Raw genomic sequence first — 14,999 nt, forward strand, 5'->3', positions numbered from 1 at the left:
GTGATGCGTTGCACATCACCCGAACCAAGGGGTCTTCTGCAGTCGGGGTCAGAAGACACTCAAAAACCGCCTCGGTCTTGGCCGGCTTTTGGGTGCGCTCTGAAAGCGGCAAAGGCTGGAGGGCCTTTCGGCACACTCCAGCCCTGCGTGGGAACTGAATTACTTCAATTCCGCCTTCGCGCCGGCGTCTTCCAGCTTCTTCTTCATCGCTTCGGCGTCGGCCTTGGCCACGCCTTCCTTCACGGCCTTGGGAGCGGCTTCCACCAGGTCCTTGGCTTCCTTCAGGCCCAGGCCGGTGATTTCGCGCACGGCCTTGATCGCGGAAACCTTGTTCGCGCCGGCTTCCATCAGCATGACGTTGAACTCGGTCTTTTCCTCGACGGCAGCGGCAGCGGCACCGCCACCACCGGCGGCCGGGGCGGCCATGGCTGCGGCGCTCACGCCGAACTTCTCTTCGATGGCTTTCACCAGGTCGTTGAGTTCCAGGACCGTCATGCTGTCCAGCGCGGTCAGAAATGCGTCTTTATCGAATGCCATTTGGGGTTCCTAACAATTGGGTTGAAATTTTCAAAAGCAAGCTCAGGCGGCTTGGGCTTCGGCCGCAGCCTCGGCCGGGGCTTCGCCGCCACCACGCTTCTCGGCGAGCGCGGCCAGGACACGGGCCGTGCGCGAGATCGGGGACTGCATCAAGCCCAGCAGTTGCGCCAGCAGCACTTCCTTGGAAGGGATGTTGGCCAGTTGCTTCACGCCTTCGACGTCCAGGGCCTTGCCACCGAAGGCGCCGCCGCGAATGACCAGCTTGTCGTTGGTCTTCGCGAAATCGGCCACCACCTTCGCGGCGGCCACGGCATCCTCGGAGAAGCCATAGATCAGCGGACCGGTCATCTGGTCCCCGACGACTTCGAACGCGCTACCAGCGACAGCACGGCGTGCCAGGGTGTTCTTGAGAACACTCAGGGTCACGCCCTTGCTGCGCGCATCGTTGCGCAGACGGGTCATGTCGGCGACCGTGATGCCACGGTATTCCGCCATCACGAGCGTTTGAGCTTTTGCGGCGAGGCTGGTCACATCACTGATGACCGCTTCTTTCTCACTGCGATTCAGACTCAAGGTCTACTCCTTTTCAATGCATCCTTCGGCTCGGAGGCCTCGGGACGCGCTTCATGCAGCGACCAACTGTTTCGGAAACGGATTCCTTGCAGCGGGATCGCCATCTGCGCTGGCTGCCTCGCGAAGGTCGAGGCGATTAAGTGCAGGCCCTCCTGCACGCCAGCGGTCTTGGATGGCCCGGGACAGCGCTTGCGCGCCGCCTCGACCCACCACATCGCCCCGCCGCCCTTTGACAGACAACGGGGCCGATCTCTTCGGGGCCCTGCCGAGGCAGGGCCCGCTTTCATGCGCCTCAGCCCTGGGCCGAGATGGTCTGCGTGTCCACGCGGACACCCACACCCATCGTCGACGACACGGCCACCTTGCGCAGGTAGATGCCCTTGCTCGAAGCCGGCTTGGCCTTGACCAGCGCCTCGATCAATGCAGCCAAGTTGCCCTGCAGCTTGTCGGTATCGAACGAACGGCGGCCGATCGTGCCGTGGATGATCCCGGCCTTGTCGACGCGGAACTGCACCTGGCCAGCCTTGGCGTTCTTGACGGCGGTGGCAACGTCGGGGGTCACGGTGCCGACCTTGGGGTTCGGCATCAGGCCGCGGGGGCCCAGGATCTGACCCAGTGCACCGACCACGCGCATCGCGTCCGGCGCGGCGATCACCACGTCGAAGGGCATGTCGCCAGCCTTCACTTGAGCGGCCAGGTCGTCCATGCCGACGATGTCGGCGCCGGCGGCCTTGGCTTCCTCGGCCTTGGCGCCCTGGGCGAACACGGCCACGCGCTTGGTCTTACCGGTGCCGTTGGGCATCACGACGGCACCGCGCACCACCTGGTCGGACTTCTTGGCGTCGATGCCGAGCTGCACGGCCACGTCGATCGACTCATCGAACTTCGCGGTGGCGGCTTCCTTGACGATGCCAATCGCGTCGACGAGCGGGTACAGCTTGTTGCTGTCGACCTTGCCTGCCTGCGCCTTTTGTTTCTTGGTGATCTTGGCCATTTACACGCCCTCCACATTCACGCCCATCGAGCGGGCAGAGCCGGCGATGGTGCGGACCGCGGCGTCCAGATCGGCGGCGGTCAGGTCCTTCATCTTGGCCTTGGCGATCTCCTCGAGCTGCGCGCGCGTGATCTTGCCGACCTTGTCGGTGTGCGGACGTGCGGAACCCTTCTCGAGCTTGATGGCCTTCTTGATCAGCGTGATCGCCGGCGGCGTCTTGATGATGAAGGTGAAGCTCTTGTCGGCGAACGCGGTGATGACCACCGGCAGCGGCAGGCCGGGCTCGACGCCCTGGGTCTGCGCGTTGAACGCCTTGCAGAATTCCATGATGTTCAAACCGCGCTGGCCCAGTGCGGGGCCGATCGGCGGCGACGGATTGGCTTTACCAGCTGGCACTTGCAGCTTGATGAAGCCGACGATTTTCTTCGCCATGCTTTACTCCTTGCGGGTCATAGCGCCTTGGCCTTCTCGGCCGCAGCTCCCCGGGGGTTGACGACTCTTCGATTGACGTTTCCTGCCGAGTCGGGGGAGCAGGAAACCACACAAATACGAGGCCAGGACACCTGGCCTTGTTCAGGTCTTTTCGACCTGGCTGAATTCGAGTTCGACAGGTGTCGCGCGGCCGAAGATCATGACCGACACGCGCACCTTGCTCTTCTCGTAGTTGACTTCCTCGACCGTGCCGTTGAAGTCGGTGAACGGGCCTTCCTTGACGCGCACGAACTCGCCCACGATGAACTCGACCTTGTGACGCGGCTTCTCGGTGCCCTGCTGCATTTGGGAGACGATGTCCTCGACTTCCTTTTGCGAGATGGGGGCCGGCCGGTTCTTCGCGCCGCCAACGAAACCCGTCACCTTGTTGGTGTGCTTCACCAGGTGCCAGCTCTCGTCGTCCATGATCATTTCGACCAGCACGTAGCCCGGGAAGAAGCGGCGCTCGGTGGTGCGCTTCTGGCCGTTCTTGATCTCGACCACTTCCTCGGTCGGCACCAGGATGCGGCCGAACTTGTCTTGCATGCCGGCGCGATTGATGCGCTCGGTGATATTGCGCTCCACGGCCTTTTCCATGCCCGAGTACGCATGCACCACGTACCAGCGCAGGTCTGGGTTGGTGGGCGGCGCCAGCAGGGGTGCTTGTTCCGGCGTTGTGTCGACAGCTTCGTCAGTCATCATTTTCTCCAGCCCAGAATGAGGTCGAAAAACACCCATTCGAGCGTCTTATCCGTGAGCCAGAGGAAGATGGACATGACCACGACGAAGGCGAACACATAGGCCGTCATCTGGATGGCTTCCTTGCGGGTCGGCCACACGACCTTCTTGACCTCGCGCCACGAATCGCGGCCGAAGGCCCACAACTGGCGACCGTTCTCCGAACTCGCGAACGCGCCCACGGCGGCCGCCAGGCCCACCAGCAGGACGGCCCACTGCACGAGCGCGCCCTGGCGCGAGAGCAGATAGAACGCCACGATGGCGCCCACCGCCAGCACGACAGCCACTGCCAGCTTGGCCTTGTCTGCGCCGGTGCTCACGGTTTCGATTTGAGAAGTAGCCATCCTGGGCTTTGTTCCTGTGGCCTTGCGGCCTCTTCAATTCATGGCGTCTTTCCAGACGCCGAAGCCCGCCAGGTCATGACGGGCTCTTCGGGTTTCCTCAGCCCGCCGGTTTCGCGACGGGATTTCTCAACGCCACCTTCGGGTGGCAGGGGCAGTAGGAATCGAACCTACAACCTTCGGTTTTGGAGACCGACGCTCTGCCAATTGAGCTATACCCCTCCGCGAAATCTGTCGTTAGATGTCGAGGATCTTCGCCACGACGCCCGAGCCCACGGTGCGGCCGCCCTCGCGGATGGCGAAGCGCAGGCCTTCTTCCATGGCGATGGGGTTGATCAGCTTCACCGTGATGGACACGTTGTCGCCGGGCATGACCATCTCCTTGTCCGTGGGCAGCTCGATCGCACCGGTCACGTCGGTCGTGCGGAAGTAGAACTGCGGACGGTAGTTGTTGAAGAACGGCGTGTGACGCCCGCCCTCGTCCTTGCTCAGCACGTACACCTCGGCGGTGAAGTGGGTGTGGGGCTTGATGGAGCCGGGCTTGCACAGCACCTGGCCGCGCTCGACTTCTTCACGCTTGGTACCGCGCAGCAGCACGCCGACGTTGTCGCCCGCCTGGCCCTGGTCGAGCAGCTTGCGGAACATTTCCACGCCGGTGCAGGTGGTCTTCTGGGTCGGACGGATGCCGACGATCTCGATTTCCTCGCCGACCTTGATGACACCGCGCTCGACGGCGCCGGTCACCACCGTGCCGCGGCCGGAGATGGAGAAGACGTCTTCCACGGGCATCAGGAAGGTGCCGTCCACAGCGCGCTCGGGCGTGGGGATGTAGGTGTCCAGGGCCTCGGCCAGCTTCATGATGGAGCCTTCGCCGAGCTCGCCCTTGTCGCCTTCCAGGGCCAGCTTGGCCGAGCCGTGGATGATGGGGGTGTCGTCACCGGGGAATTCGTACTTGTCGAGCAGCTCGCGCACTTCCATCTCGACGAGCTCCAGCAGCTCCTTGTCGTCGACCATGTCGCACTTGTTGAGGTAGACGATGATGTAGCCCACACCCACCTGGCGCGCCAGCAGGATGTGCTCGCGGGTCTGGGGCATGGGGCCGTCGGCGGCGGAGCACACGAGGATGGCACCGTCCATCTGCGCGGCACCGGTGATCATGTTCTTGACGTAGTCGGCGTGGCCGGGGCAGTCGACGTGAGCGTAGTGGCGGTTGGCCGTCTCGTACTCGACGTGCGCGGTGTTGATGGTGATGCCGCGCGCCTTTTCTTCAGGCGCCGCGTCGATCTGGTCGTAGGCCTTGGCTTCACCGCCGAACTTGGCCGACAGCACGGTCGCAATGGCCGCCGTCAGGGTGGTCTTGCCATGGTCCACGTGACCGATCGTGCCCACGTTCACGTGCGGCTTCGTGCGGGTGAATTTTCCTTTTGCCATTTTCTCGACTCCGAAAAATAACTAGATCAACACACTGACATGGGGTTGCAACCGGCCGGCTGCAACCCCAAGACTGGTGCCCATTGCGGGAATCGGACCCGCGACCTCTCCCTTACCAAGGGAGTGCTCTACCACTGAGCCAAATGGGCGAAATACTCAAAAAACCTGCGCCTCGCGTCGAACCGGATTCTTGGAGCGGGAGACGGGAATCGAACCCGCGTCATTAGCTTGGAAGGCTAGGGTTCTACCATTGAACTACTCCCGCATCGCGGTGCAACCCCTCTAGCCAGGGCCGCACCGAAGCACGGTCCGGGTTCTGCGCTTTCGCCTTCCAGCTTTGCACCGAAACCCGTCATTCAAACGCTCTGCAAAATCCGTTCTTCGCTGGTGGAGAGGGCTGGATTCGAACCAGCGTACTCGTAAGAGGGCAGATTTACAGTCTGCTGCCATTAACCACTCGGCCACCTCTCCGGCGAACCTCGAAATATAGCACGGTTGGCAGGTCAGGTCGATGACAGGGATGGGGCCCGGTCGCGGCGGCGCGACGGGCAGCCCCATCGAAACGCCTCCGCACACGCCAGCTGCCTGCATGATTTCACCCGGATCAATCAAAGGCCCTGGGCCTCACGCCACGCCCGCGCCTGGCCGAAGTGCCCGCAGCCGATGAAGGGCACTGGCGGGCGCAGGGCGGACAGCGGCGAAGGATGGTTGGCGGTCAGCACCTTGTGACGGCGGCTGTCGATCAGCGCGCGCTTGCTCTGCGCATGCGAGCCCCACAGCATGAACACCACCGGGCGCTCGCCCTGAGCGACGTGCCGGATCACGGCATCGGTCAGCACTTCCCACCCGCGGCCCGAATGACTGGCCGGCTGGCCTTCCTCCACGGTGAGGCAGGTGTTGAGCAGCAGCACGCCGTGGGCGGCCCACTTGACCAGGCTGCCACCCGGCTCGGGGAATCGCGGCGGCGGCGTGCCCAGGTCGCGCTCCAGTTCCTTGAAGATGTTGCGCAGCGAGGGCGGCAGGGCCACGCCCGGCGCCACCGAGAAGGCCAGCCCCTCTGCCTGGCCGCGCCCGTGGTACGGGTCCTGGCCCAGGATCACGACGCGCACTGCGTCCGGCGGGGTGAGCTCGAGCGCGCGCAGCGGGCGCGGCGGAAAGATGGCCGCGCCGGCCTTCAGCCGCTCGTGCAGGAAATCGACCAGCTTCAGCCCGGCCGGCGAGCCGAAGAATTCGTCGACCAGGGGCTGCCAGGCCGAAGCCACCGGCCAATCGGCCGGATCGCTGCTCTGCAGCTGGGTGGACAGCGCGCTCATCGGAACAGGGCGGCCAATGCCTCGCCCGGCTCGTCCGCACGCATGAAGGCCTCACCCACCAGGAAGGCATGGATGCCGGCGGCGCGCAGCTTCGCCACATCCTCACGCGACGTGATGCCGGACTCGGTGACGAGCAGGCGATCCGCAGGAACCCTCGGCAGCAGATCGAGGGTGGTCTGCACCGAGACCTCGAAGGTCCGCAGGTTGCGGTTGTTGACCCCGATGAGCGGCGTGCGCAGCTTCAACGCCCGCTCGAGCTCGGCCGCGTCATGCACCTCGACCAGCACCGCCATGCCCAGCCCCGCCGCGATCGCCTCGAACTCGCGCATCTGCGCGTCGTCCAGGCAGGCCGCGATCAGCAGGATCGCGTCGGCGCCAATGGCGCGCGATTCGTAGACCTGGTAGGCGTCGACGATGAAATCCTTGCGCAGCACCGGCAGCTCGCAGGAGGCACGCGCCTGCTTGAGGTAGTCGACGCCGCCCTGGAAGAACTGGCGATCGGTCAGCACCGAGAGGCAGGCTGCGCTGACGGCGCCGTCGCCCTCGGCATAACTCTGCGCGATGTCGGCCGGAACGAAGTCGGCACGCAGCACGCCTTTGCTCGGGCTGGCCTTCTTGACCTCCGCGATCACCGCCGCCTGGCCGCCCGCGATCTTGGCTCGCAGCGCGCCGGTGAAGTCGCGCGTGAGCATCCGGCTCTCGGCATCGAAGCGGATCGCTTCGAGGGAGCGCTTCTTGACCGCCGCGGCCACCTCCTCCCGCTTGACGGCGACGATCTTCTCGAGGATGTCCGACATGCTTCCCGCCTCCTCAACCCGCATTGGTCGCCTGGACCAGCTCGGCCAGCTTGGCCTTCGCCGCGCCCGATTCCAGGGCCGCGCGGGCACGCGCGATCCCGCCTGCCATCGAGTCGACCAGGTCGGCCGCATAGAGCGCGGCGCCCGCATTGAGGATCACGATGTCGCGCGCCGGCCCGGGCTGGTTGTCCAGCACGCCCAGCAGCATCGCCTTCGATTGCTCGGGCGTCTCCACGCGCAGCGTGCGATTGCTCGACATCGCGAAGCCGAAGTCCTCGGGATGCAGCTCGTACTCGCGCACCTCGCCGTTCTTCAGCTCGCCGACCATGGTGGCGGCGCCGAGCGAGATCTCGTCCATGCCGTCGCGTCCGTAAACCACCAGCGCATGCTCGGCGCCCAGCCGCTGCAGCGCGCGCACCTGGATGCCGACCAGGTCGGGGTGGAACACACCCATCAGGATGTTCGGCGCGCCGGCCGGATTGGTGAGCGGCCCCAGGATGTTGAAGATGGTCTTGATGCCCAGCTCCTTGCGCACCGGCGCCACGTTCTTCATCGCCGGGTGGTGGTTGGGCGCGAACATGAAGCCGATGCCCACGTCGGCGATGCACTTCGCGATCTGCTCGGGCTTGAGGTTGATGTTGACGCCCAGCGACTCCAGCACGTCGGCGCTGCCGGACTTGCTGCTCACGCTGCGCCCGCCGTGCTTGCTGACCTTGGCACCCGCCGCGGCGGCCACGAACATCGAGCAGGTCGAGATGTTGAAGGTGTGCGAGCCGTCGCCGCCGGTGCCCACGATGTCGACCAGGTGGCGCGTGTCGGCCACCGGCACCTTGGTCGAGACCTCGCGCATCACCTGCGCGGCGGCGGTGATTTCGCCGATGGTTTCCTTCTTGACGCGCAGGCCGGTGATCAGCGCGGCCATCATCACCGGCGAGCATTCGCCGCTCATGATCAGACGCACGATGTGCAGCATCTCGTCATGGAACACCTCGCGGTGCTCGATGGTGCGCTGCAGGGCTTCCTGGGGGGTGATGGGCATGGTGAAGTCTCCCTGGGTTAGTGAACGGACGGGACCGGCCCCGGATTCTCCGCGAGCGCAAGCCGGATGCCAAAGCCGATGAACAGGGCGCCCGCGCCGCGCTCCAGCCAGTGCATGCCGCGCCGTACCGCGCCAACGCGGCGCGCGGTCCATCCTGCGAGCAATGCCCAGCCGACGTTCACGAAGATCGCATTGACGTTGAACAGCGTTCCGAGCAGCAGGAAAGCCAGCGGCTTGTTGGCCGTCTCGGGCGCGATGAACTGCGGCACGAAAGCCAGGAAGAACAGCGCCACCTTCGGGTTGAGCACATTGGTCCAGAAGCCGCCAAGGAACACGCTCTTGAGGTCGGCACGCTCATGCGCGCCCTCGACCGGCAGCAGATCCTCCTCCGGCATGCGCGACGCCAGCATGCGCACGCCGACCCACAGCAGGTAGGCCGCTCCGACCCACTTGAGCGCCGTGAACAGCGCCGTGGAGGTTGCCATCAACGCGCCCACGCCCACCGCGGCGGCCGCGATGTGCACGAAGCAGCCCGCGGTGATGCCCAGGCCTGCCACGATGCCGGCGCGCACGCCCGAACGCAGCGACCGGGTCACGATGTAGAGCACGTCGGGGCCAGGCGTCAGGTTCAACAGCAGGCCGGCGGCGACGAAGAGCAGCAGGGAATGTGCGTCAGGCATGGAAGAAGCTCCGGATGGCGGCGATGGCGCGGTCGATCCCTGCGGCATCGACGTCCAGGTGCGTGGCGAAACGCAGGCGGTACAGGCCCGTGGCGAGCACACCCTGGCCCTTCAGATGCGCCAGCAGCTCGGCCGATCGCGCCTGCGCCTCGCCCACGAGGTCGACGAAGAGCAGGTTGGTCTGCGGCCCCTCGACCTTCAGGCCCTCGATCCCGGCCAGGCCCTCGGCCAGGCGGCGTGCGAGCGCGTGGTCCTCTGCGAGGCGATCGATGTGATGCTGCAGCGCATGGGACGCGGCGGCCGCCAGCATGCCGGCCTGGCGCATGCCGCCGCCGGCCATCTTGCGGATACGGTGGGCCCGCGCGATCAGCTCGCGCGATCCGCACAGTGCCGACCCCACCGGCGCGCCGAGCCCCTTGCTGAAGCAGACCGAGACGCTGTCGAAGCAACCCGCAATGCGCCGTGCCTCGGCCCGCGCATCGGTGCCGCGCTGTGCCGCCTGCGCGACCGCGGCATTGAAGAGCCGCGCGCCATCGAGATGGCGGGCCAGGCCCTTGCGCTGCGCGAGCTGCGTGGCCTGCTCGACATAGTCGAAGGGCAGCAGCTTGCCGCCCAGCGTGTTTTCCAGCGCCAGCAGGCGGGTGCGGGCGAAGTGCGCGTCATCGGGCTTGATGGCGGCCTCGATATCCTTCAGCGCCAGCGTGCCGTCCGGCTGGTGGTCCAGCGGCTGCGGCTGCACGCTGCCGAACACCGCCGCGCCGCCGCCTTCCCAGCGGTAGCAGTGCGCCATCTGGCCCACGATGTACTCGTCGCCGCGCTGGCAGTGGGCGAGGATTCCGCAGAAGTTGCTCTGCGTCCCCGTGGGCACGAAGAGCGCCGCTTCGAAACCCAGCATCTCGGCGATCTGCGCCTGCAGCGCGTTGACACTCGGGTCGTCGCCGAACACGTCGTCGCCCAGTGGGGCCTCGAACATGGCTGCGCGCATCGCCGCAGTGGGCCGGGTGACGGTATCGCTGCGCAGGTCGACCAGGGGATGGCTCATCGCTTCACTCCAGGAAGTTCTTGAGCATGGCATGGCCGTGCTCGGTCAGGATGGATTCCGGATGGAACTGGACGCCCTCGATGCGCACCGCCTGCTCGAAGCCGGCATGGCGCACGCCCATGATCTCGCCGTCCTCGGTCCAGGCGGTGATCTTGAGATCGCCGGGGCACGAGTCGCGCTCGATGGACAGCGAGTGATAGCGGTTGACCACGAACTTCTCGGGCAGCCCGGTGAACACGCCCTCGCGCGTGGTCGTGATCTCGCTGGTCTTGCCGTGCATCAGCTGCTGCGCACGGATGATGCGAGCGCCGAAGGCCGCGCCGATCGCCTGGTGGCCCAGGCAGACGCCGAGGATCGGCAGCTTGCCGGCGAATTGCTTGATCGCCTCGACCGAGATGCCGGCTTCGGCCGGCGAGCACGGTCCGGGCGAGATCACCAGCCGACCGACGCCGGCGGCGATGCGCTCGCCCAGTTCCTCGACCGTGATCTCGTCGTTGCGATGCACCTCCACCTCCGCGCCCAGCTCGCCGAAATACTGGACGAGGTTGTAGGTGAAGCTGTCGTAGTTGTCGATCATCAGCAGCTTCATTCCAGGCCCTCCTCGACCAGTTCAGCGGCGCGCAGCAAGGCCCTTGCCTTCGCCTCCGTTTCCTTCCACTCCAACTCCGGCACCGAATCGGCGACCACCCCGGCCGCCGCCTGCACGTGCAGCATCTGGTCCTTCACGATGCCCGTGCGGATGGCGATCGCGACGTCCATGTCCCCCGCGTAGCTGATGTAGCCGCAGGCGCCGCCGTAGAGCCCGCGCTTGGTGGGCTCCAGTTGGTCGATCAGCTCCATCGCATGCACCTTGGGCGCGCCCGTCAGGGTGCCGGCCGGGAAGGTGGCCTTGAGCACGTCGATCGCGGTCATGCCGTCTTTCAAGGTGCCCTCGACGTTGCTCACGATGTGCATCACGTGGCTGTAGCGCTCGATGGCGAAGGCCTCGGTCACCTTCACGCTGCCGGTCTTGGCGATACGGCCGATGTCGTTGCGCGCCAGGTCGATCAGCATCACATGTTCGGCACGTTCCTTCGGGTCGTTGAGCAGCTCCTGCTCGGCCGCTTTGTCCAGTTCGGGCGAGGCGCCGCGCGGGCGGGTGCCGGCCAGCGGTCGGATGGTGATCTTCTGCTCGCCCTCGCCCGTGTGCTCCTGGCGCACCAGGATCTCGGGCGAGGCACCCACCACGTGGAAATCGCCCAGGTCGTAGTAGTACATGTAGGGCGAGGGGTTGAGCGAACGCAGCGCGCGGTAGAGCGAGAGCGGCGATTCGGTGTAGCGCTTGCTGATGCGCTGGCCCACCTGCACCTGCATGAAGTCGCCGGCCGCGATCAGTTCCTTGGCGCGCTCCACCGCCGCGAGGTAGTCGGCCTTGGCAAAGCTGCGCTCGGGCGGATGCGCCTGGGTCGGCCGCACCTGCGGCGCGCTGACCGAATACTTGAGCTGCTCGCGCAGCCCGCGCAGGCGCCGCTTGGCGTTGGCATAGGCCTCCGGCTGCGCCGGGTCGGCGTAGACGATCAGGTAGAGCTTGCCCGAGAGATTGTCGATCACCGCCAGCTCCTCGCATTGCAGGAGGAGGATGTCGGGACAGCCCAGCGTGTCGGGCGGGCAGCTGTGCTCGAGCTTTTTCTCGATGTGCCGGACGGTGTCGTAGCCGAAGTAGCCGGCCAGGCCGCCGCAGAAGCGCGGCAGGCCGGGCCGCAGCGCCACCTTGAAGCGCTTCTGGTAGGCCGCGACGAAGTCCAGCGGATTGCCCCGCGCCTCCTCGACCACCTTGCCGCCGGTGACGACCTCGGTCAGCGCCCCGGCGCCGAAGCCGCTGGCGCGCAGCAAGGTGCGCGCCGGCAGGCCGATGAAGCTGTAGCGGCCGAAGCGCTCGCCGCCCACCACCGATTCCAAAAGGAAGCTGTGGCGGCCGCCCTCCTTGGCGTGGGCCAGCTTGAGATAGAGGGACAGGGGGGTTTCGAGGTCGGCAAAGGCCTCGACCATCAGCGGGATGCGGTTGTAGCCCTGCGCGCTGAGGCTCTTGAATTCGAGTTCGGTGATCACGGGGTGGGGTCTCCGTCGGCCGGCGACGCCACGTGGTCGCCGGTGTCATTCACATGAGAGGTGGCCGGGTCGACAGGGACCTCGGCCGTGGGCGCACGGCGTGCGCCGTGCAATCAAACAGGCTGCAACGATGGCGTGCGCCAAGGCCAGGCTCCCCGGCCGCCTTGACCTGTCTGAATGACGTGATGAATGAACATGGAAGCGTGAGTTTATCCCAGCGACATCGGCAATACAAAAAGATACAGTCGGGCACTTATTATTTTTACCCAGAGGAGACCCGATGAATCGCACCGCCCTGCAGCGCCTGCTGGCGCTCCATGTCCTCGCCCTGGCCGCGCTCGCAGCGAGCGCCGCCCCGGTCGATGTGGCCGGCATCAAGCTCGACGACGCTCTCGAGCTCAAGGGCAGCAAGTTGCAACTCAATGGCGCCGGGGTGCGCTACAAGGCGGTGTTCAAGGTCTACACGGCCGGCCTCTACCTGGGGCAGAAGGCCTCGACCCCCGATGACGTGCTGGCGGCGACAGGCGCCAAGCGCATGACCATCACCATGCTGCGCGAGATCGATGCCAACGAGCTCGGCAAGCTCTTCACCCGCGGCGTGGAAGACAACTCGCCCAAGGCCGAGATGTCGCAGCTCATTCCCGGCCTGCTGCGCATGAGCCAGATCTTCTCCGACCAGAAGCAGCTGAAGCCCGGCGACAGCTTCACCATCGACTGGCTGCCGGGCACCGGCACCGTGATCTCGGTCAACAAGACGGCCCAGGGCGAACCGATCAAGGAACAGGCCTTCTTCAACGCACTGATGCGCATCTGGCTCGGCCCGGCGCCGGCCGACTGGAAACTGAAGGACGCGTTGCTCGGAAAGAGCTAACTCACCAAGTGCACGCGCAGCGCCCCGAGCTGCGCGTACAGCTGCTGCACCGCCTTCTCGTCCAGCCCAGCGAACAGCTCCAGCAGCCATTCCTCGTGCGCCTTGGCCATGGCCTCGAAGCTGCGGCGGCCCTTGGGCGTCAGGCTGACGATCCAGGCCCGACGGTCTTCCGGGCTGGGCGAGCGCTGCACCACGCCTTCGCGCTCGAGCTCGTCCGTCAGGCCGGTGACATTGCCGCCGGTGACCATCAGGTAGCGCGAGAGCACGCGCATCTTGAGGCCCTCGCGGTAGCGAAAGAGCTGCGCCATGTAGTCGAAGCGCGCCAGCGAGATGTCGAAGTTCTCGCGCAGCCGCTTGCGGATCTCAGCCTCGATCTGCGTGGTGCTGGCCAGCATGCGCAGCCACAGCTTGAGCACCGCATGGTCGCCGGTGCCGGCGCGCGCCTCGTGGCCCAGCTCCTGCGCATCGCTCAGGAGCGCATGGGACGCGTCGTTCTGCTTCATGTGACCTCGCCGCCCGAGACCGAGATCGACTGCCCCGTGACCGAAGCCGCGCTCTCGCCGCACAGCCAGCGCACCGCATCCGCCACCTCGGCCGGCTGCACGATGCGGCGCTGCGGATTGACGGACGCGAACTCGGCCAGCGCATCGGCCTCGCTGCGGCCGGTCTTGCCCACCACGTTGCTGACGCTGTCGCGCAGGATGTCGGTGTCGGTGTAGCCGGGGCAGACGGCATTCACCGTCACGCCCTTGCGCGCCACCTCCAGCGCCAGCGAGCGGGTGAGGCCGATCACGCCGTGCTTGGCCGCCGTGTAGGCGCTGACATAGGCATAGCCCTTCTGCCCAGCTGTACTCGCGATGTTGACGATGCGGCCCCAGCCCGCCTCCAGCATGCCGGGCAGCGCGGCCTGGGCGCAGAGGAAGCTGCCGGTCAGGTTGACGTTGAGCATGCGCTGCCACAGGGCGACGGAGGTCTTCAGGAAGGGCGCGCTCTCGGCCGCGCCGGCGTTGTTGACGAGGATCGCGACTGGCCCGCGCTCGGCGCGCGCCTGCGCGAAGGCCGCGGGCACGGCTTCGGGGTCGGCCACGTCGGCCGTCACCACGCCATGGCCGCTGCCCGGCAGCGAGTCCGCGACGCGCAGCAGCGCCGCGCGGTCGCGCCCCAGCAGGGTCAGCACGGCCCCCTCGGCCGCCAGGGTGCGCGCGATCTCGGCGCCGATGCCGCGGGCGGCGCCCGTCACGAGCGCGTGGCGGCCAGTCAATGGAGTTGCTTGCATACCTGTATTGTTTAGTCCTGAATCATTTTAGTGGACGCCTCAGCGCATCAGCCGCCCGCCGTTGAGGTCCAGCGTGGCGCCGGTCATGAAGGCGGCGGCCGGCGAGGCCAGGTAGACGACCGCCGCGGCCACCTCTTCCGGCTCGCCGAAGCGCCCGAGCGGGATGCCGGCGGCCAGCGTGCGCTGCCGCGCCTCGTCCATCGCATCGACCAGCGGGCTGCGCACCGCGGCCGGCGCCAGTGCATTCACGGTGACGCCGTGCGGCGCGAGCGCCTGAGCGAAGGCGCGGGTCAGCGCGATCACGCCCGCCTTCGAAGCCGCATAGTGAACGCCGGTGGCCACGCTGGCCTGCTGCCCGGCGACCGAGCCGAGGTTGACGATGCGGCCCGCGCCGCGCTCGCGCATGTGGCGCCCGGCGATACGGCAGCCGAAGAAGCTGCCGCGCAGGTTGACGGCCAGGACCTCGTCCCATTCCTCGGCGCCGATGTCCCAGAGCGAGGTCGACGGCGTGCGTGCGGCGTTGCTCACCATCACGTCGACGCCGCCGAAGCGCTGCACGGCGGTGTCGAAGCACAGCTGGAAGGCCGCCTCGTCGCGCACGTCGAGCGGCATGGCGAGGGCTTCGTGGCCCGCTTCGCGCAGGCCGGCCGCCGCCGCCTCGACTGCCGCCTCCTCGATATCGGTAAGCATCACCCGCGCCCCAGCCTCGGCCAGACCACGCGCAATGGCCGCACCGAGCCCTCGGCCCGCGCCGGTCACGAAGGCCGAGCGTCCGGCCAGCGAGAACAGCGCAGCAGCCGTTGCCATG

Annotated in this window: 18 protein-coding genes and 4 tRNA genes; 1 reads left to right on the forward strand and 21 read right to left on the reverse strand. The window is 66.6% G+C overall.

Features of this window, described 5'->3' with window-relative positions:
- Positions 1 to 159: 159 nt before the first annotated feature.
- The 18 genes from rplL to trpE all read right to left on the reverse strand — a co-directional run bounded on the left by rplL (position 160) and on the right by trpE (position 12,044).
- Entirely contained in the window at positions 160 to 537 is a 378-nt protein-coding gene (gene rplL / locus GXN78_RS09125) for a 50S ribosomal protein L7/L12 (protein ID WP_106559733.1), read from the reverse strand.
- 42 nt (positions 538 to 579) lie between these two features.
- On the reverse strand, positions 580 to 1,110 hold the full coding sequence (gene rplJ, locus GXN78_RS09130) for a 50S ribosomal protein L10 (RefSeq protein WP_106559732.1): 531 nt from the start codon (positions 1,108 to 1,110) through the stop codon (positions 580 to 582).
- Positions 1,111 to 1,402: 292 nt separating this feature from the next.
- Positions 1,403 to 2,104, reverse strand: a complete 702-nt coding sequence (rplA, locus tag GXN78_RS09135; RefSeq protein ID WP_106559731.1) for a 50S ribosomal protein L1 — start codon at positions 2,102 to 2,104, stop codon at positions 1,403 to 1,405.
- Positions 2,105 to 2,536, reverse strand: coding sequence for a 50S ribosomal protein L11 (rplK, locus tag GXN78_RS09140; RefSeq protein ID WP_007831051.1), 432 nt, complete (start codon positions 2,534 to 2,536; stop codon positions 2,105 to 2,107).
- 141 nt (positions 2,537 to 2,677) lie between these two features.
- Positions 2,678 to 3,274 (reverse strand): transcription termination/antitermination protein NusG, encoded by a 597-nt coding sequence (nusG, locus tag GXN78_RS09145; protein WP_106559730.1) that lies wholly within the window; start codon positions 3,272 to 3,274, stop codon positions 2,678 to 2,680.
- On the reverse strand, positions 3,274 to 3,657 hold the full coding sequence (secE, locus tag GXN78_RS09150) for a preprotein translocase subunit SecE (RefSeq protein ID WP_106559729.1): 384 nt from the start codon (positions 3,655 to 3,657) through the stop codon (positions 3,274 to 3,276). Before secE ends, nusG begins: the two co-directional genes overlap by 1 nt.
- Before the next feature lie 143 nt (positions 3,658 to 3,800).
- Positions 3,801 to 3,876 (reverse strand) — tRNA-Trp (locus GXN78_RS09155).
- Positions 3,877 to 3,891: 15 nt separating this feature from the next.
- Positions 3,892 to 5,085, reverse strand: a complete 1,194-nt coding sequence (gene tuf, locus GXN78_RS09160) for an elongation factor Tu (RefSeq protein WP_106561522.1) — start codon at positions 5,083 to 5,085, stop codon at positions 3,892 to 3,894.
- 74 nt (positions 5,086 to 5,159) lie between these two features.
- Positions 5,160 to 5,234 (reverse strand) — tRNA-Thr (locus tag GXN78_RS09165).
- A gap of 42 nt (positions 5,235 to 5,276) precedes the next feature.
- Positions 5,277 to 5,350, reverse strand: a tRNA-Gly gene (locus tag GXN78_RS09170).
- 120 nt (positions 5,351 to 5,470) lie between these two features.
- Positions 5,471 to 5,556, reverse strand: a tRNA-Tyr gene (locus GXN78_RS09175).
- 137 nt (positions 5,557 to 5,693) lie between these two features.
- Positions 5,694 to 6,398, reverse strand: coding sequence for a uracil-DNA glycosylase (locus GXN78_RS09180; RefSeq protein WP_106557084.1), 705 nt, complete (start codon positions 6,396 to 6,398; stop codon positions 5,694 to 5,696).
- On the reverse strand, positions 6,395 to 7,195 hold the full coding sequence (trpC, locus tag GXN78_RS09185) for an indole-3-glycerol phosphate synthase TrpC (protein ID WP_106557083.1): 801 nt from the start codon (positions 7,193 to 7,195) through the stop codon (positions 6,395 to 6,397). Before trpC ends, GXN78_RS09180 begins: the two co-directional genes overlap by 4 nt.
- Before the next feature lie 13 nt (positions 7,196 to 7,208).
- The gene (trpD, locus tag GXN78_RS09190) at positions 7,209 to 8,234 is read right to left on the reverse strand and encodes an anthranilate phosphoribosyltransferase (protein WP_106557082.1); all 1,026 of its coding nucleotides are present in this window, start codon (positions 8,232 to 8,234) and stop codon (positions 7,209 to 7,211) included.
- Positions 8,235 to 8,251: 17 nt separating this feature from the next.
- Positions 8,252 to 8,914 (reverse strand): LysE family translocator, encoded by a 663-nt coding sequence (locus tag GXN78_RS09195; RefSeq protein WP_106557081.1) that lies wholly within the window; start codon positions 8,912 to 8,914, stop codon positions 8,252 to 8,254.
- The gene (ltaE, locus tag GXN78_RS09200) at positions 8,907 to 9,956 is read right to left on the reverse strand and encodes a low-specificity L-threonine aldolase (RefSeq protein ID WP_106557080.1); all 1,050 of its coding nucleotides are present in this window, start codon (positions 9,954 to 9,956) and stop codon (positions 8,907 to 8,909) included. The genes GXN78_RS09195 and ltaE overlap by 8 nt, the downstream gene beginning before the upstream one ends.
- Positions 9,957 to 9,960: 4 nt before the next feature.
- Positions 9,961 to 10,545: an aminodeoxychorismate/anthranilate synthase component II gene (locus GXN78_RS09205; protein WP_106557079.1), complete on the reverse strand. Its 585-nt coding sequence runs from the start codon at positions 10,543 to 10,545 to the stop codon at positions 9,961 to 9,963.
- Positions 10,542 to 12,044 (reverse strand): anthranilate synthase component I, encoded by a 1,503-nt coding sequence (trpE, locus tag GXN78_RS09210; RefSeq protein WP_106557078.1) that lies wholly within the window; start codon positions 12,042 to 12,044, stop codon positions 10,542 to 10,544. Before trpE ends, GXN78_RS09205 begins: the two co-directional genes overlap by 4 nt.
- Before the next feature lie 280 nt (positions 12,045 to 12,324).
- Here trpE and GXN78_RS09215 point away from each other — a divergent pair, with 280 nt between their 5' ends.
- Positions 12,325 to 12,915 carry a chalcone isomerase family protein gene (locus GXN78_RS09215; protein ID WP_106557077.1) on the forward strand — a complete coding sequence of 197 codons (591 nt, stop codon included), beginning with the start codon at positions 12,325 to 12,327 and terminating at the stop codon, positions 12,913 to 12,915.
- Here the strand turns inward: GXN78_RS09215 and GXN78_RS09220 are convergent.
- The 3 genes from GXN78_RS09220 to GXN78_RS09230 are packed head-to-tail and all read right to left on the reverse strand — an operon-like array spanning position 12,912 to position 14,998.
- A complete protein-coding gene (locus GXN78_RS09220; protein WP_106557076.1) occupies positions 12,912 to 13,418 on the reverse strand; it encodes a MarR family transcriptional regulator in 507 nt (168 codons plus the stop codon). The two genes, GXN78_RS09215 and GXN78_RS09220, sit on opposite strands and share 4 nt — an antisense overlap.
- On the reverse strand, positions 13,415 to 14,191 hold the full coding sequence (locus GXN78_RS09225; RefSeq protein WP_106557075.1) for an SDR family NAD(P)-dependent oxidoreductase: 777 nt from the start codon (positions 14,189 to 14,191) through the stop codon (positions 13,415 to 13,417). The genes GXN78_RS09220 and GXN78_RS09225 overlap by 4 nt, the downstream gene beginning before the upstream one ends.
- 39 nt (positions 14,192 to 14,230) lie before the next feature.
- Positions 14,231 to 14,998, reverse strand: coding sequence for an SDR family NAD(P)-dependent oxidoreductase (locus GXN78_RS09230; protein ID WP_106557074.1), 768 nt, complete (start codon positions 14,996 to 14,998; stop codon positions 14,231 to 14,233).
- Position 14,999 lies beyond the last annotated feature (1 nt).

The sequence above is a fragment of the Variovorax sp. WS11 genome (assembly GCF_010499245.1).
Taxonomy (GTDB): domain Bacteria; phylum Pseudomonadota; class Gammaproteobacteria; order Burkholderiales; family Burkholderiaceae_C; genus Variovorax.

Excerpts from the sequence above, each read along its gene's own strand:
- rplL (WP_106559733.1), bottom strand. The coding sequence starts at position 537 with ATGGCATTCGATAAAGACGCATTTCTGACCGCGCTGGACAGCATGACG.
- rplA (WP_106559731.1), bottom strand. The coding sequence starts at position 2,104 with ATGGCCAAGATCACCAAGAAACAAAAGGCGCAGGCAGGCAAGGTCGAC.
- rplK (WP_007831051.1), bottom strand. The coding sequence starts at position 2,536 with ATGGCGAAGAAAATCGTCGGCTTCATCAAGCTGCAAGTGCCAGCTGGT.
- nusG (WP_106559730.1), bottom strand. The coding sequence starts at position 3,274 with ATGACTGACGAAGCTGTCGACACAACGCCGGAACAAGCACCCCTGCTG.
- secE (WP_106559729.1), bottom strand. The coding sequence starts at position 3,657 with ATGGCTACTTCTCAAATCGAAACCGTGAGCACCGGCGCAGACAAGGCC.
- tuf (WP_106561522.1), bottom strand. The coding sequence starts at position 5,085 with ATGGCAAAAGGAAAATTCACCCGCACGAAGCCGCACGTGAACGTGGGC.
- GXN78_RS09180 (WP_106557084.1), bottom strand. The coding sequence starts at position 6,398 with ATGAGCGCGCTGTCCACCCAGCTGCAGAGCAGCGATCCGGCCGATTGG.
- trpC (WP_106557083.1), bottom strand. The coding sequence starts at position 7,195 with ATGTCGGACATCCTCGAGAAGATCGTCGCCGTCAAGCGGGAGGAGGTG.
- trpD (WP_106557082.1), bottom strand. The coding sequence starts at position 8,234 with ATGCCCATCACCCCCCAGGAAGCCCTGCAGCGCACCATCGAGCACCGC.
- GXN78_RS09195 (WP_106557081.1), bottom strand. The coding sequence starts at position 8,914 with ATGCCTGACGCACATTCCCTGCTGCTCTTCGTCGCCGCCGGCCTGCTG.
- ltaE (WP_106557080.1), bottom strand. The coding sequence starts at position 9,956 with ATGAGCCATCCCCTGGTCGACCTGCGCAGCGATACCGTCACCCGGCCC.
- GXN78_RS09205 (WP_106557079.1), bottom strand. The coding sequence starts at position 10,545 with ATGAAGCTGCTGATGATCGACAACTACGACAGCTTCACCTACAACCTC.
- GXN78_RS09215 (WP_106557077.1), top strand. The coding sequence starts at position 12,325 with ATGAATCGCACCGCCCTGCAGCGCCTGCTGGCGCTCCATGTCCTCGCC.
- GXN78_RS09220 (WP_106557076.1), bottom strand. The coding sequence starts at position 13,418 with ATGAAGCAGAACGACGCGTCCCATGCGCTCCTGAGCGATGCGCAGGAG.
- GXN78_RS09225 (WP_106557075.1), bottom strand. The coding sequence starts at position 14,191 with ATGCAAGCAACTCCATTGACTGGCCGCCACGCGCTCGTGACGGGCGCC.
- GXN78_RS09230 (WP_106557074.1), bottom strand. The coding sequence starts at position 14,998 with ATGGCAACGGCTGCTGCGCTGTTCTCGCTGGCCGGACGCTCGGCCTTC.